Here is a 14,779-nt window from a genome sequence, read left to right on the forward strand (position 1 = left end):
CACGAGACGTACGCCGTCCTCGGGAGCCTCGGCTACATCGCCGCGGTCGTCACGTTCACCGTGGGCCGCGCTCGGTCGCTACGCCGCGGCCGTCACCACCCTGGCCTCCCGGCGGCAGAACCTCTTCCTCAAGCGGCTGCGCTCCACCGCCGAAAGCGACCCCGGCATCCTCGCCGGCCTGCTGCTGCCCGTACTCGTCATCGCGGCGGTGCAGACGGCCGCGATCCTGACCGCCCTGGCGGTGGTCGCCGGCGGACCGTCGAACGTCGCCCTGCTGGTGGTGGCGATCCTCGCCACCCTGGCCATGCTGATCGGCCTGGCGCTGGCCACGGCCGGGCTGACGAACTCCCCGGAACACGCTCAGGTCACCACCCTGCCCGTTACGCTCAGTCTGATCGCCGTGATCACCTGGGTGGGCATCTCCGGCACCGAGAACCTCGCCTGGCTCAAGCGGCTGCTGCCCGGCGGCTCGGCCACCGAACTCATCATGAACGCCTGGAACGGCAGCGTTGCCGTGACCGACTCCCTGCTCCTACTCGCGCCCACTCTCGGCTGGGTCGCCATCGCCGTCAACCTCGCCACCCGACTCTTCCGCTGGGAGCCCCGCCGATGAGCACCGACCCCCGCTCGCACACCCCGACCCTCGTCGAAGACCTCCTCCTGCTTCTGTTCCAACCCGCATCCGGGACGATCGCCGGCGAAAACACCCTCTTCTACGTCCTGGGTGGAGCCGTCCTCGCGGACCTCGCCCTCGGCGGGCACCTGACCACGACGGACCGGGGCCGGGTCAGCAGCGTGGCGGGTCAGCCGCCGTCGGACCGCCTCCTGCGCCCGGCGTGGGACTACCTCGCCGAGAAACCCCGAGGGGTGCAGACAGCACTGGCCGCGATTGGTCCCGTCCTGCGCGAGCCGGTCCTGCAACGGCTCGTCGCGCGCGGCGACATCGACCAGGAGTCCCGCAAGGTGCTCGGCCTGTTCCGGACGACGGCCCTGCGCGACGGCCGGACCGAACGCCGGGCCCGCCTGCTCGCCGAGGTTCGGCGGGTCCTCGTGGACGGTGCAGAGCCGCAGGCCCGTGTCGCCGCGCTCGCGGCGCTGCTCTCGGCGAGCGGGACGCTTCCCCAGTTTCACCGCGAGATCCCGTGGACCTCACTGGTGATCAACCGAGCCAAGCAGCTCGAACAGGGCGACTGGGGCGCCGACGCCGCGGCGGCTGCCGTGACCCGCACCGTGACGGCCACCGTCGTCAACAGCGCCATCGTGGCCATTTCCGTGCTTCCACGAAGTTAGTCCGCCCGTGAGCCCCGCCATGTCGTAACAGCTCAGGGTTGTTCTCCCCTTCGCGGGGTACGCCGTTCCGCCACGCGGGCGCCGTCGGACCAGCCGAGCGGGTCGTGTGTGCCACGGACGCGCCAAGGGCCGGTACGGGATGGATCAGCGAGCGGTGGGCGGGCGCGCCGGGGATGTCGGTGTGGTGGAGCTACGGGTGCACGGGGTGTCCGCCATCGGCCCGGCTGAGCTGCTGGATCGACCGCACGTGCGGCAGGTGGCGGGTGACGGCCGGGGTGGCTTCTACCGACCCCGGTCGGAATGTCACGAGGGCGGCGAGGCGGACGGGGTGACGCTGGAGGCCTACCGCTGGAACAACCTGCCGGCCGGCAACGCGTTGCGAACGCTGTCGATGGTGATCCTCCTGCCCTTCATGCTGATCAACCTCGCCATCTGGATGCGTCCGGCCGGAGCCGGCACCGACCCGATGATCAAGGCCCTGTGCCGGTTGCTGGCGCTCACCCTGACCGCGATGTACGTGCTGAGCATGGTGGGGATCGCGCTGGACGTGATCGCCTGGAAGTGCATGGCCTCGTCGGAGTGCCTGGGCGGACGGAGTTGGCTCTCCTGGCTCGGAGGACGCCCAGCCGGACTGCGCCTGGCGGTGCTCGCGCTGGTGCCAGTGGCGGCGATCGGTCTCGTCTGGGGAATCACCGCTCGCCCGGCACTCCCGTTTCACGTTCCCCGTTCGGCCGCCCCACCCCGTCCGGCACCCCGGCTCACCGCTCTCGGCCGCTGGGACAACGAGCCGCTGGTCGGTCGACTGCGATCGATCCACGTCGCGGCGGCGTTCACCACGCTGGACCTCAGCCTGCTCGGCGCCCGGGCCGCACCGGGCCTGTCGATCGCCACCGGCGCACTGGCGACAGTCGGCGTACTTCTGCTGATCGCGTGTGCGGTTCTGCTGTGCACCCCACCCCGGTCCGCGGCTACGGAACGGCGGCTCGACCGGCTGGCCGGTGTGCTGCGCACCATCGCCCTCGGCCTGACCGTACTGGTCTGGATCTACGTACTGACCAGTACGGCCTCCTGGCCGGAAGGAACCCAACTGCCCGGCTACGACCTGACGGTCGTCGGGCTGTTCATCGGTCAGATGATGCTGCTGGTTCTCCTTGGGGTGGCGTTGTTCTGGCACCGGGATCGACAGTCGGATGTCGCGCCATCGCTCGGGTTCGGCGCCCTGGCGACCTCCGTTGCCGCGATCAGTCTGGCGCTCACCTTCTCCGCAGAGCTGACCTATCGAGTGTCCGACATCCTGAATCGGGGCGCGCCCACCGCACAGGCGTCGATCACCAGCCCTCCGCGCGCCTGCATCTGGGCGATTCTCGGCTTCTCACTGGCGGTGCTGGTGACACTGGTCGTCGCCGGCGTGCAGTCGCTGGTGTCCCGGCCGGGACGGATCCGTGCCGCGTCGGCGATCGTCGCCCGCGACTTCCCGGACGCGCCGACCGATGCCGAGCCACGGCTGCGGCAGGTACGCCGAACCATAGCCCGTGCCCGTTTCACCGAGAGGCTGGTGCCGCTCGCGGTGCTCTACGCCTGCCTTGCCGGAGTCGGCATAGCAGCGGTCACGCTCGGCCTGCTGCCGACGCCTCCGGACGAGCTGATCGAACGCTACGTGGGCCTCCCAGCCGGCTTCGTCAACTTCAGCATCGGTGCCGGCAGTTACCTGATCGCCGCCCTCTTCCTCGGTCTGATCGTCGGCGGAATCTTCGCCTACCGCACCCCTGGATTCCGCCGGTACGTGGGCGTGCTGTGGGACCTGGGCACCTTCTGGCCCCGAGCCGCGCACCCGTTCGCGCCACCGTGCTACGCCGAGCGGGCCGTTCCCGAACTGACCTGCCGCATCACCCACCTCGTCGACTCCGGCAACGTGGTGGTGCTCACCGGGCACAGCCACGGCTCCGTCCTGCTCGCCGCGACCGTGCTTCAACTGCCACCACGGGTCACCGACCGGATCGCCCTGCTGACCCACGGCTCCCCGCTGCGCCGGTTGTACGCCCGACTCTTCCCCGCCTACATCAGCGACGAGGTCATTCACGAGATCGCCGACCGGGTCGACTGGCGGTGGGTGAACCTGTGGCGCGAAACCGACCCGATCGGCGGGCCCGTCTTCCCACCCCGGCAACCCGGCGCGTTCGGCCGACCGCCGTCGGTGGATCGACGGATTCGCGACCCCCGCGACATCACCGCTGCGCCCGGAGACATTTTTCCGCCACCGATCAACGGACACAGCCCCTGCGAGGCAGACCGGGCGTTCGATGAGGCGGTGTGTGACCTCGCCGATCGCCTCCGCTGAACATGTGGGCCCCCGCCGCACGGTTGGCGCGTGGGACGTACGACTCTCTGCCCTGGCCCGCTGGTAGCCGGCCAGGCTCGGTCGGGCCCGAAGCCCCTGTTTCGCCGGTTGGCGCGGCAGCTTAGGTGCATCAGGCTCGCGTCGGTGAGAACACCCGTACGTGGCGATGGCCGGTAGAACCTGGGTACCAACGGCAGGCCGGAGAAGCCGACGTCTAGGGGATCGGCCCGTCGTAGTCCATCCAGAAGTCGACGGCGTCGGGGCGTGGGCGGGGTGCCATCCCGCTGCCGTCGGCGAACTCCATAACGCGGTCGGGCGCTTGCTCGACCGTCGGCCAGCTCGGCAGGCCTGGTGCGTTGGGGTCGCCGGTGCGGACAAAGTTGACCCAGTACGCGCTCATCTGGTCGCGGAGCCGGTAGTCGGCCTCCGTGTAGTCGGCGGCGCTGTCGGCGCCGAGGTTGTCGTATGCGTACGCGACCTCGGCGCCGTGGTAGGCGCCGTACTTCTCCAGACCCTTCTCGGGCGGAATGTGTGAGAAGAAGTAGAGGTAGGCGTCCGATTCACCCGTCCGCGTCTGCAGTTGAGCCCAGCGCCGCATCGCTCGGGTCATGATTTTGTCGGTTTCGACCCGCAGGAGTGACTCGAGAACCTGCTCCGCTGTCTCCCCTGGATACAGCTCGAGGAACCGATCCGCATCCGCACCGTATGTCTCGCGTGCGAACGACCGGTACTCGTCGACGTCCGTGTCCGGTGGGCTGGCCAGCGCGAGCGAGGCTTCGTCCGCGTTGCTGCCGAGAAGGATCGGCACGTCCAGTTGCTTTCCGGAGGCGTAGGTCTCCGCCGGCGATCGTTCGAGCACGTGGCCGTCGACGGAGGGCTGCCAGTGCGCGTTGAGCGCGCCCGCCGCGTCCACGACGCGCTCGACGGGCATGTCGCGCATCTCCTCGATGGTCGCCCCTCCCAGTTGCTCGCTCAGGCGGCGGCCGGCATCCTCTGCCGCCTCGCGCGTGTCAGTCTGGTCGCCGCGCTCGCTGTTCCCCGTGGTGCCCATACAGGCTCCGCTGCCGGCGATGATGCCGTCCACGAGGTCTTCGGCGAGCGGTGTCGCACCGAGGATGCAGACGCTCTCGCCCCCGGCGGATTCGCCCGCGATCGTGACTCGGTCGGGGTCGCCGCCGAATGCCGCGATGTTGTTGCGCACCCACGTCAGGGCGGCGATCTGGTCGAGGATCCCGTAGTTGCCCGACGCGTGGTGTGCGGACTCGGCGGACAGTTCGGGATGGGAGAGGAAGCCGAGTACCCCCAGCCGGTAGTTGATGGTGACGGTGATCACCTGGCCCCGGGAGGCGAGCGCCTCGCCATCGTAGAGGGGGAGGGCGCCGGAGCCGGTCGCGAAGCCGCCGCCCGGGATGTAGACGAGCACGGGAAGTTTCTCCGGGGCGGGTGTCGTGCTCCGCCAGATGTTGAGGGAGAGACTGTCCTCGCTCACGGGATACGGATTGAGGAGCGTGCCTTCCAGGGGCACCTCCACGATCTGCGAGAGCGCCCGCGTGAAGAACCTGGAGGTGCCCTGAACCGGAACGGCGGAGAACCGGTCTGCGGTGAACACACCCTCGCGCGGCTTCGGTGGCTCAGGTGCACGCCAACGCAGATCCCCCACCGGAGCCTGCGCATACGGGATGCCCGCGAAGACCTCGACGGTGCGCTCGTCGTTGTAGACGCCGGTGATCGGCCCCTGCTGCGTCTGCACCGGCCCGGACGGCGAGCGGTCCCTCCCGCCCGCGATGCGGGTCTGCGGCGATGGATAGGCGAACACCGCCGCCCCGAGAACGAGCGCCCCGGTGAGCAGCCATGCGCCTGTCCGGAGCAGCGCGTGCCCTCGGGCCCACGAGCGCACGGTCGCACCGAGCACCACGAGCAGCCCCACGACAAGTACCCAACCCCACCACGGACTCCGGTTGAGCCACGCGAGCACGAACGCGACAGCCGTCAGTGGGAACAGGGGAATCCAGGGGCGGAGGGACCTCGCAAACCGCCGAAGCCCACCAGACCTGGCACCCTCCTGGACGACACCGGTCGGGCGCTGTTGCCGCTCGCTTCCCACTCTTCACTCCTGTTGCTGTTTCGAGAACCGACACATGTTCGCGCGAAGCGCTTCACGGGCGGGCGCACGGTGACGAGTCGCCTGTCAGCGGACACCCTCTCCCCGGAACAGGGTCAAGCGCGGCGTCGCAGTATTCGACAGCGGTGGTCATCGACGGGGTCCCAGTGAAAGAGCCGGGTGGCGAGGGTGGCGGCGATGGCTTCCCAGGCCAGCGTCGTCCAAGGTGCCGGAGGTCGGCCTCCGGTGTCCCCCGATGACTTCCATGACAGCGCGGGCGCGGCCGACCCGTCAGTGGCGCCATGTCACCACCACGTGTGACGTGGTGTCACTGGTCGTGACCCTGGCTGCCGGGTACGTACCCGACTTCGGCCCCGGCGAACGCGTCCTTTTCGCCGATGCTGAGATCCGAAAGCATCGCTCCGGCGGCCCCCGACGGTGCCGAGGCCGGGTGCTTGCGGGCAGAGCCGTCTTCAGCCGTACGTCGACCACGCGGGTCAGCCCTGCGGTCAGACACCGTAGAGCGCCGACTGGCTACACAACCGCCTTCCGGCTGCCCTCGTCGAGTCGGCGCCGGGCGCACCGCCGGTCTATCCTCTTCCCGAGGCCAGGCCAGCGACGGGAAGACCACCCACCAGTGTCCCTGGCCGACGTTGAGGTGTGACATGCCGTATCTGAGTCCGGTCGCAATGCAGCGCGTCGAGGGCGTCGTCGTCGCGGCTCTCGCCGTCGTCGTGACCGTCACCGCCGGGTACCCGTGGTGGTCTCTGCTTGCCCTCTTCCTCGTCTTCGACCTGTCCATGCTCGGCTACCTGCGAGGGCCACGCCTCGGGGCCTTCTGCTATAATCTGGCGCACTCCTACACCCTGCCGGCTGCGCTGGGCGCGGTAGCCGTGGCCGCGGCCGGGGTCGGCTACCGGATCGGTTGGCTCGGAGTTCTGGCCCTTGCCTGGGTGTTCCACATCGCCGTCGATCGCGGCCTCGGCTATGGCCTCAAGACGGCCGAAGGATTCGAGCACACCCACCTCGGCTTGATCGGCAAGGCCAGAGGGGGGAACCGCTTTGACGGACATCCAGGATCAGGAACCTGATGGGTTGTCGTCGGCACCGCGTGACATTCTGCTGGCTTACAAGCGGTACGCCCCGACGCGCGGGACGCGTCGCGTTCCGGGTGAACCACGCCCCGTAGCGGCCGCACCACATCCGACAAGGCCGACCACCCCCGGCCGCCGGCGACCGTCGACGCCCGGCTACGGGCTGGCCGGCTCCGAGCGCGAGGCCGAAGAGCGGGCGCTGGCCCGACCGATGCCAGGTCGGCGAGCAGGCGCAGCCGCCACGGATTCAGCGTCATGACCCCCGACTGTACGGCTCTGCTTAACAGCGACAGCGAAGATGTGCGATGGACGTGCCTATCCGGGACTGCCTAGCGTCGGTCCATGGCTGATTCGTTCTGGTCCGACGCCGATCGTCACCTGGTCCGCTACATCGGCGCTGGCAGCTTCGTACGCGAGATCATCGACCGCGCAGAGGGCAGTTTCGTCTTCACCACCGACGGCCGCCGCCTGCTCGACTTCACGTCGGGGCAGATGAGCGCGATCCTCGGCCACTCCCACCCGGCCGTCGTAGCCACGATCCAGCGGCAGGCAGCCACTCTCGACCACCTGTTCAGTGGCATGCTGAGCCGGCCCGTGGTCGAGCTGGCCCGCCGCCTCGCCGGCTCCCTGCCCGCGCCGCTGGACAAGGTCCTACTGCTCACCACCGGCGCGGAGTCCAACGAGGCGGCGATCCGGATGGCGAAGTTGGTCACCGGCCGGCACGAAATCATCTCGTTCGCCCGGTCGTGGCACGGGATGACGCAGGCCGCGGCGAGCGCCACCTACAGCTCGGGACGCAAGGGGTACGGGCCCGCGGCGCCCGGCAACATCGCGATCCCTACGCCGAACGCGTACCGGCCCGACTTCACCTCTCCCGGTGGCGAGCTGGACTGGCGGCGTCAGCTGGAGTTCTCGTTCGAGCTGTTCGACGCCCAGTCGGTGGGCAGCCTGGCGGCGTGCATCGTCGAGCCGATCCTCAGCTCCGGCGGGGTGATCGACCTGCCGCCGGGATATCTCGCGGCGCTGCGCGACAAGGTGCACGAGCGGGGCGGGCTGTTGATCCTCGACGAGGCGCAGACCGGTCTGTGCCGCACCGGCGAGTGGTACGCGTTCCAGCGTGACAGTGTCGTGCCGGACATCCTGACCCTGTCCAAGACGCTCGGCGCCGGCCTGCCGCTGGCCGCGGTGGTCACCAGCCCGGAGATCGAGCACACCGCGCACGAGCGCGGTTTCCTCTTCTTCACCACGCACGTCTCGGACCCACTGGTAGCCGCGGTCGGCAACACGGTCCTGGACGTGCTGGAAGCCGACCGGCTCGACGAACAGGCGGCACAGCTGGGCTCGTACCTGCGGAAGGGTCTTCAGGAGATCAGCCAACGGCACCCGGCGGTCGGCGACGTGCGCGGCCGCGGGCTGCTGATCGGGCTCGAGTTGGTCAGCGACCGGGAGTCGAAACGACCGGCCGACGCGCTGGGCGCGGCAGTGACAGGGCGGTGCCTGGAACTGGGCCTGCACATGAACGTGGTGCAGCTGCCCGGCATGGGTGGTGTCTTCCGCATCGCGCCAGCGCTCACCTCCACCCACGCCGAGCTGGACCTGGGCCTGGAGATCCTCGACCAAGCGCTCGCCGACGTGGTACCGCAGTTCACGCCCCAGGGATCAGAACTCCGGTGACCGATGTCGTCGTGCCGGTGCCGGCCATCGCCACCTTCGGGGATCCCGCGCGGCGCGACGTAGTCACTCCCAGCGAAGCCGGTTGCCGGTTCACTGGCATGCTCTGCCTCGTGCTCAGGCATTTGGATGGTCGGTTCCGAACCGGGTCGGCCTGCGCGCTACCGTCTGCGTATCGCGGCGGCGGCGCTCCAGATCCGCAGCGAATAGCCCAGTCCTGAACAGCACGAGGAGACACCGATGACCGACGCCACCAGCGACGCCGATCCCACCGCTGACGCCGAAGCGGGAACCGAGGAGCAACCGCAGCCCTTCGAGAACCGGGCGGCACGCCGGTCCAAGGGCAAGGCCACCGCCAAACACATCGGGGGTACCGCGAGCCGCGCCCACGGCCGTTCCGGCACGGTGCAGAGCCCTCGCCAGTACGGCAACCGTCGAAGCGGCTGATCTTCGGACCTCCTGGTCACGGCCAGTTTCAGCAGCAGTGGCCGCTACCGGCGTCCAGCCGCAGCCGCAGGTTCGTTGCAGGACGGTGAGGGCGAGCCACTCGGGTGACGCTGAGGGCACGGTTAGTCGCGTGAACTCCGACCCGGACCTGGTGCGGTCCGACCTCGGTCCTGGGGGCGTCTTTTCGGTCGACCCCGCAGCCGGGCCCACGGGCAGAAGTGCACGTCTACGCCGAGGATCGTTTCGGGTGGCGTCGGGCGAAGTCCCAGACGATGGCACTGGCGTCCGGGCCGGCGCGATCGGTGAAGAGGCCGTCGCCGGCAGGGCCCGGCCATACGTGCCCCATATCGTGGACGAGGTACGACTCGACGAGAGACGTGCCGTCCGGCGTGGTGATGGTGGTGTGCAGGTACGCATGCCTGCCCGGTTCCGCGGGCACCGTCGTTGTCTCTTCGGCCACGTCCAAACTCGCGTTGAGCAGACCGTCGTCAACGAGGTCACCTACCGCGGTCCAGTGCTCGACGAGGCGGGTGGCGACGATTGGTGGGACGACGTCATCCTCCTCGCCCTGGATGACGAGCAGCGGCACCTGCCGCGCCCGGTCGCCCATCTGGGACCACGCCTGGCGTGCGGTGTAGTCCGGCGGTGTGGCGCCGGGGTCGTCCGGGTCCACCTGGTTCAGCCCATACTCGCCACCGGCGACCGACGTCGCGGTCGCGAAGATGTCGGGGTAGGTCGCCGCGAGGATGACGGCGGTCCCCGCACCGGACGACGCGCCGGCGACGTGCACGTGGTCCGGGTCCACGTGGTACTCCTCGACCACCTGCCGGGCGACGCCTGCGAGCAGTGCGGGTTCTCCGTCGTAGCGGTGCTGTTCCCGCGGATCAGCCGAGTTCCAGCAGTTGACCGCGTTGCGGAACAGGCGTTGCGTTGGGTAGACCACGATAAATCCCTCGCGGTCGGCCAGATCGTTGAACTGCGTTGTGGACTTCATCGAGTTCCACCCGTACCCGGACATTCCGCACCCATGGATCGCCATGATCATCGGCAACCGGGTCGTGCCGTCGTACTGTGGCGGTAGGTGAACCTGGTAACGCTGGGAGCCGATGTCGCTCTCGTACCTGTGGTTGCGGTCTCCTTCTCCCATCCACCATGGCAGGCCGAACTGGAAGACCGCAGCACCGACACCGACCGCGGCCACGAGCACCAGCACGATGCCGGAGGTGATCCAGGGCCATCGCCGCCGCCGACGAGGCCGGTCGGACCGAGGCTGATCGGATTCGCGTGCCTGATCTGGTGTGGTCATCGAGTGTTCCTTTCGCCGGCCGGCGCTCACCTGGTGGTGGTGGCCACGCCGGCGGTACTGGCAGCGACGATCGCCGCTGCGGTGCGAGTCACTGCGGCGGCGACCGCCTCGGGTCCCCAGTGGCCGCGTGCGATCTCGCTGGCCCGGGTCACCGTCGTCGACGTCCAGGGCAGCGGGGGCCGCAGCGAGGGCATTGCGCCGCTGGCGAAGAGCAGCCCGATGATTGCCGCAGTGCGGGGATCGGGGGCTTCGCCGGCTTCCAGGATCCGGCGGATTCGTGCTCGCAGCCGGTCCTCGTACGCCCCGTCGGCCGCCGGCCACCTGGTGGTGCGGAACACGCCCAACACCCGCGTTTCTTCACGACGAAGCAGGCCGCGGGCCATGAGCCGGTCGACCACCACCTGCCACAGGTCGGCGCCGAGCGTGACGAGCAGCGGCTGCACCCGCTGGGTCTTCTCGGCGATGGCGTCGTAGGCCGACTGCAGCAGCGGGTCGGGCAACGGACCCTCGCCCGCCGGGGTGACCCGTGGGCCGTTCAACCCCCCGGAGCCGTCGGTGTGGATCCGATTGAGCAGCGCGAGCTCGGTGAGTACCGCGCCGCCGAGCGTGTAGTACAGAGTGCCCGCTGCCTGGATGGATGAGCCGTCGTCGTCCATCAGGAGCAGCATGAGGTCGTCGACGATGAGCAGGTCGTTCCGGACCGACATCGGTTTCTCGCTCATATGTAGTTCCTTCCGTTAGTCCTCTTCGCGCCTTGCTCCGCTCCGTCAGCTCGGCCGAGGAAGGCGCGTAGGGCGGCGTTGACCTCATCGGCATGGGTCCAGAGCAGCCCGTGGGGAGCACCTTCGACCTCGACGTACTCGGCATCGGGAAGTGCCCGGCGGAAACGCCGGGCGGTGGCGTCGATGGGGAGGATCTTGTCGGCGGTGCCGTGCAGGATGAGGGCCGGTTTGCCGCTGACCCGAACCGCCTCGACGTCTTCGCGGAAGTCCTCGATCCAGGAGGACACGACGGCGTAGGCCGCCACCGGCGCGCTGGAGACGGCGACGTTCCAGCTGCCGGTGACAGTCTCGTGGCTGATCCGGCTGCCGAGGTTCTCGTCGAGGTTGTAGAAGTCTGAGAAGAACTGCGTGTACCAGGCGTAGCGGTCACGTTTCGCCGCGGCCTCGATCCCGTCGAAGACCTTTTGCGGCAAGCCCTGTGGGTTGTCGTCACGGGCGACCAGAAACGGTTCGAGTGAGGCGAGGAAGGCCAGCTTCGCCACCCGCTGATGGCCGTGATGCGAGACGTAGCGGGCCAGCTCACCGGTGCCCATCGAGAACCCGACCAGGACGACGTGGCGCAGATCCAGTGTCTCCAGCAAGATGTTCAGGTCGGTGGCGAACGTGTCGTAGTCGTAGCCGGAACCAACCTTCGACGAGCGCCCGAAGCCGCGGCGGTCGTAGGTGATTACTCGGTACCCGGCAGCGAGTAGCTCGCGTGTCTGAAGCTCCCAGCTGTGGCCGTTCAGTGGATACCCGTGGATGAGGACGACTGGCTGGCCTGCGCCCTGATCCTCGTAGTACAGCTCGATCGGGGTGCTGTTCTCGTTTCCGACGGTGATGAATCCCATGATCGTTTCCTCTCTGTTGTCGGTGCTTCCCGGTGGCGTACGCGCTGGGCGTCGTTGTCGTGGCGCGCTCGACCTGGAACGAGAGGTCTTTTTACGGCGTGGAACTCGCCGATTCCTTTCGTCTTGACACCAGGTTCCCGCCACCGCCGGCACCTTCGCGTCGGTATGAGCCCCTTAGCTGTCACAGTCAACGCGCTGCCGCCTGCTCGAAGCCGGCTACTCCGACACCGACAGACTCTCGCCGTCGAGCACCTGCCCGATCTGGCAGAGGTCGGACGCAGCGGGGTGTTCTGCCAGCGGGTCGCCAGCGCGTCAGATGGGCGTGTGAAAGGTGCCGTCAGTGGCGAGCTCAAGCAGCAGACGACGAGCGGTGGCGATGCTCGCGTCGTTCTCTTCCCCGTATACGGCGGCAACGACGACGCCCTCGGCGGCTCGACGCACGATTTGGATGCGCTCGGTGCTCAACCCATCGACGGCGAACTGCTCGCTCCATCAGGCGCTGTGTTCGCCAGAAACCCCTGGGTGGCCGCATCGAGCACGGCACGCCGCGTGCGCTCAGTGTTCCGCGTTCGCCGTTCCTCAGCCAAACCAGGCCACCTCACCGTGCCTCGACAGCATTACCGACGAACTGTTCCACCGCACAACACGAGCAGGCTGCCCATGGTGGGCCTTCCAGTCAGTGCAGGAGTTCACGCTCGTGTTCTGCGGCGAGGTCCTTGTTCGCGGCTGCGCCGCGGAGTGTGACGGACGCCCAGATTGCCGCGAGGATCATGATGCCGGCGCCGGCGATGCCGGTGACGATGATGGCGTCGGTGAAGGCGGTGTTGGCGATCTCGAGGATGGAGGTTGCGGTGTTGGCGTCGACCTCGCTGGCGACGAGTAGGGCCTCTGCCATCGTCGAGGAGGCGCGTTCGGCGAGGGACGCTGGTAGATCGAGTGTTTCGGTTCCGGCGGTGACGGCCCTGGTGTACCAGGCGACGAGTATCCCGCCCAGTACGGCCGTCCCCAGCGTGGTGCCTACCTCGTAGGCGGTCTCCGAGGTCGCGGCGGCCTGTCCGGCGCGTTCGGGTTTGACGGAGCTCATGATGATGTCGTTGCTCAGCGCGAGTCCCATGCCCGCGCCGAGTGAGACCAGCACGAGGGAGGCGGCGATCAGTGCGGGGCTGGATGTCGGTGACAGGAAGAGGGTCAGCCCGAAGCCGATGGCGGCGATGAGGAGTCCGGTGGTGATGACGTAGGCGGGGAGGAGGCGCTTGACCACCACTGCCGCGACGAATGCGGCGGTAGCGGCGAAGAACGCCTGGGGTATGAGCCAGATGGACGCCTGGAGCGGGTTGAGGCTGAGCACAAGCTGGAGGTACTGGATGAGTGCTACCAGCGCGCCGACCATCGCGAAGATCGACAGCAGGTCGGCGATGACGGCGCCCCGGAAGTAGCGCACCTTGAACAGCCTGACATCCAAAAGCGGAGCGGGGAGCGTGAGTTGCCTGCGGACGAAGAGGGCGATCGCCGTCAGGCCGACGGCGAGGGCAGCGATCCCGAGTGCGATGTCCTTGCCGCCGGTGAGGGTCTTGATGGCGTAGACCACGCCGATCATGCCGACGAAGGAGAGCACGACACTGAGGATGTCGATCTTGTGCAGCTCGGGGTTGCGACTCTCCGGCAGCAGGAGCGGGCCAAGGATGAGCAGAAGCAGCATGACGGGGATGTTCATCAGGAACGCGGCCTGCCAGCTGAATGTCTCGATGACCCAGCCGCCGACGATCGGTCCGACGGCCGCGCCGACCGAAGCCATCGCCGCCCACGCGGCCATCGCGTAGCGGCGTTGCTGGCGGTCGAGGAACATGTTGCGCACCAGGGACAGCGTCGAGGGCATCATGATCGCACCGCCCACGCCCAGGAGCGCGCGGGCGGCGATCAGCATCCACGGCGAGGTGGCCAGCGCGCCGGTCACGGACGCGGTCGCGAAGACGACCGCGCCGATGAGCAGGTTCCGCCGCCGCCCGAATCGATCACCCACGGTGCTCATTGCCACGAGCAGACCGGCGAGCACGAGCGAGTAGATGTCGATCATCCACAACTGCTCGACCCCCGTGGGGCGCAACTCAGCGGAGATCGCGGGCAGACCGAGGATCAGGACGGTGCCATCGATCGTAATCAACAGCAGGGGCAGAACCAGGACGGCAAGACCGATCCAGCTCCTGGCGGTGGCCTTGGGGGCTGCGTCATTCATGAAAGTTCCTGATCAGGAGGTCGGATGGGCTGCCGCCCAGAGTACAGTCCAGTTGGTCGGTTAGACAACATGCCCATACGGTTGTGCAGCCTGATTGTTCGACTAGTTGAGGGGTGGTTGACTGATGCGTCCCAGCACTTGGCCGCGGTCCACGCTGGGTCACCCCGCGCCGATCACCCCGGCACCCCTGGCTGCCGGCCGTTGTCGTGTTGTCAGGCTCGCAGCAGTGCCGGCGCCTTGGCGTCGGTAGAAGCCCCGTAGTCCTTCGCCGGTCCCCGCGGTGCCGCGATCTGGACCATCGCGCCCGACACGAGCCGGATCGGCGATCGAACACTGCGGGTAGTCGGGACCGACCTGATCGCGGGCGACCGGCTGCTGGCGCAGCCATACGGGGGTGATGCGCCGCTTTGCCGTTCCGGCCGGACACTCAACCCCGAGCCGTCGGCCACCGACTAGCTTTACACCAAGTGCAGTGTCGACGGATTCAGGTGGGTGTGAACTGGTGAACCTTCTGGGCCGGCGTGCAGAACGCGTCGCCGTCGAACACCTTCTCGCTCAGGCACAGACCGGACGTAGCGGGGCGTTTGTGGTGCGCGGGGAGGCGGGCATCGGAAAGACCGCGATCCTGGAGCACGCCCGCGAGGCCGCGGCTCCGTTGGGATTCCGGGCGGAGAGTCTGATTGGCGT

The 14,779-nt window shown here is 68.4% G+C and carries 13 protein-coding genes; 7 read left to right on the plus strand and 6 right to left on the minus strand.

What is annotated here, in order from left to right:
* Positions 1-208: 208 nt before the first annotated feature.
* The 3 genes from AC507J_RS29820 to AC507J_RS29830 all read left to right on the plus strand — a co-directional run bounded on the left by AC507J_RS29820 (position 209) and on the right by AC507J_RS29830 (position 3,628).
* Complete coding sequence (locus AC507J_RS29820) at positions 209-613, plus strand: hypothetical protein (RefSeq protein ID WP_496293440.1); 405 nt, start codon at positions 209-211, stop codon at positions 611-613.
* Positions 610-1,290, plus strand: coding sequence for a GOLPH3/VPS74 family protein (locus AC507J_RS29825; protein WP_496293442.1), 681 nt, complete (start codon positions 610-612; stop codon positions 1,288-1,290). The genes AC507J_RS29820 and AC507J_RS29825 overlap by 4 nt, the downstream gene beginning before the upstream one ends.
* A 139-nt stretch (positions 1,291-1,429) precedes the next feature.
* A complete protein-coding gene (locus AC507J_RS29830; protein ID WP_496293444.1) occupies positions 1,430-3,628 on the plus strand; it encodes a hypothetical protein in 2,199 nt (732 codons plus the stop codon).
* A 214-nt stretch (positions 3,629-3,842) separates the two neighbouring features.
* Here the strand turns inward: AC507J_RS29830 and AC507J_RS29835 are convergent, their stop codons facing one another.
* Entirely contained in the window at positions 3,843-5,555 is a 1,713-nt protein-coding gene (locus AC507J_RS29835; protein WP_496293446.1) for a carboxylesterase/lipase family protein, read from the minus strand.
* A gap of 839 nt (positions 5,556-6,394) precedes the next feature.
* Between AC507J_RS29835 and AC507J_RS29840 the strand changes: the two genes are divergently transcribed.
* From AC507J_RS29840 to AC507J_RS29850, 3 genes are all read left to right on the plus strand, one after another.
* Positions 6,395-6,820: a DUF4260 domain-containing protein gene (locus tag AC507J_RS29840; protein WP_496293448.1), complete on the plus strand. Its 426-nt coding sequence runs from the start codon at positions 6,395-6,397 to the stop codon at positions 6,818-6,820.
* Positions 6,821-7,165: 345 nt separating this feature from the next.
* Complete coding sequence (locus AC507J_RS29845) at positions 7,166-8,497, plus strand: aspartate aminotransferase family protein (protein WP_496293450.1); 1,332 nt, start codon at positions 7,166-7,168, stop codon at positions 8,495-8,497.
* A 237-nt stretch (positions 8,498-8,734) separates the two neighbouring features.
* The gene (locus AC507J_RS29850; protein WP_496293452.1) at positions 8,735-8,941 is read left to right on the plus strand and encodes a hypothetical protein; all 207 of its coding nucleotides are present in this window, start codon (positions 8,735-8,737) and stop codon (positions 8,939-8,941) included.
* A 226-nt stretch (positions 8,942-9,167) separates the two neighbouring features.
* Here the strand turns inward: AC507J_RS29850 and AC507J_RS29855 are convergent, their stop codons facing one another.
* The 5 genes from AC507J_RS29855 to AC507J_RS29875 form a co-directional block, all read right to left on the minus strand.
* Positions 9,168-10,247 carry an extracellular catalytic domain type 1 short-chain-length polyhydroxyalkanoate depolymerase gene (locus AC507J_RS29855; protein ID WP_496293454.1) on the minus strand — a complete coding sequence of 360 codons (1,080 nt, stop codon included), beginning with the start codon at positions 10,245-10,247 and terminating at the stop codon, positions 9,168-9,170.
* Between the two features lie 26 nt (positions 10,248-10,273).
* Entirely contained in the window at positions 10,274-10,969 is a 696-nt protein-coding gene (locus AC507J_RS29860; protein WP_496293456.1) for a GOLPH3/VPS74 family protein, read from the minus strand.
* The gene (locus AC507J_RS29865; protein ID WP_496293458.1) at positions 10,966-11,859 is read right to left on the minus strand and encodes an alpha/beta fold hydrolase; all 894 of its coding nucleotides are present in this window, start codon (positions 11,857-11,859) and stop codon (positions 10,966-10,968) included. The genes AC507J_RS29860 and AC507J_RS29865 overlap by 4 nt, the downstream gene beginning before the upstream one ends.
* Before the next feature lie 312 nt (positions 11,860-12,171).
* Positions 12,172-12,324 carry a hypothetical protein gene (locus AC507J_RS29870; RefSeq protein WP_496293460.1) on the minus strand — a complete coding sequence of 51 codons (153 nt, stop codon included), beginning with the start codon at positions 12,322-12,324 and terminating at the stop codon, positions 12,172-12,174.
* 211 nt (positions 12,325-12,535) lie between these two features.
* Positions 12,536-14,092 (minus strand): MFS transporter, encoded by a 1,557-nt coding sequence (locus tag AC507J_RS29875; protein WP_496293462.1) that lies wholly within the window; start codon positions 14,090-14,092, stop codon positions 12,536-12,538.
* Between the two features lie 502 nt (positions 14,093-14,594).
* On the opposite strand from AC507J_RS29875, the gene AC507J_RS29880 reads away from it, so the two are divergent.
* Positions 14,595-14,779, plus strand: a 185-nt coding sequence (locus AC507J_RS29880; protein WP_496293464.1) for an ATP-binding protein, incomplete at its 3' end; no start/stop codon positions are given.

It is taken from the genome of Micromonospora sp. PRAS1 (assembly GCF_059553435.1).

Bases quoted from the DNA above. Each gene is read 5' to 3' on its own strand.
- AC507J_RS29850 (WP_496293452.1), top strand. From the start codon at position 8,735: ATGACCGACGCCACCAGCGACGCCGATCCCACCGCTGACGCCGAAGCG.
- AC507J_RS29855 (WP_496293454.1), bottom strand. From the start codon at position 10,247: ATGACCACACCAGATCAGGCACGCGAATCCGATCAGCCTCGGTCCGAC.
- AC507J_RS29865 (WP_496293458.1), bottom strand. From the start codon at position 11,859: ATGGGATTCATCACCGTCGGAAACGAGAACAGCACCCCGATCGAGCTG.
- AC507J_RS29840 (WP_496293448.1), top strand. From the start codon at position 6,395: ATGCCGTATCTGAGTCCGGTCGCAATGCAGCGCGTCGAGGGCGTCGTC.
- AC507J_RS29830 (WP_496293444.1), top strand. From the start codon at position 1,430: ATGGATCAGCGAGCGGTGGGCGGGCGCGCCGGGGATGTCGGTGTGGTG.
- AC507J_RS29845 (WP_496293450.1), top strand. From the start codon at position 7,166: ATGGCTGATTCGTTCTGGTCCGACGCCGATCGTCACCTGGTCCGCTAC.
- AC507J_RS29825 (WP_496293442.1), top strand. From the start codon at position 610: ATGAGCACCGACCCCCGCTCGCACACCCCGACCCTCGTCGAAGACCTC.
- AC507J_RS29860 (WP_496293456.1), bottom strand. From the start codon at position 10,969: ATGAGCGAGAAACCGATGTCGGTCCGGAACGACCTGCTCATCGTCGAC.
- AC507J_RS29875 (WP_496293462.1), bottom strand. From the start codon at position 14,092: ATGAATGACGCAGCCCCCAAGGCCACCGCCAGGAGCTGGATCGGTCTT.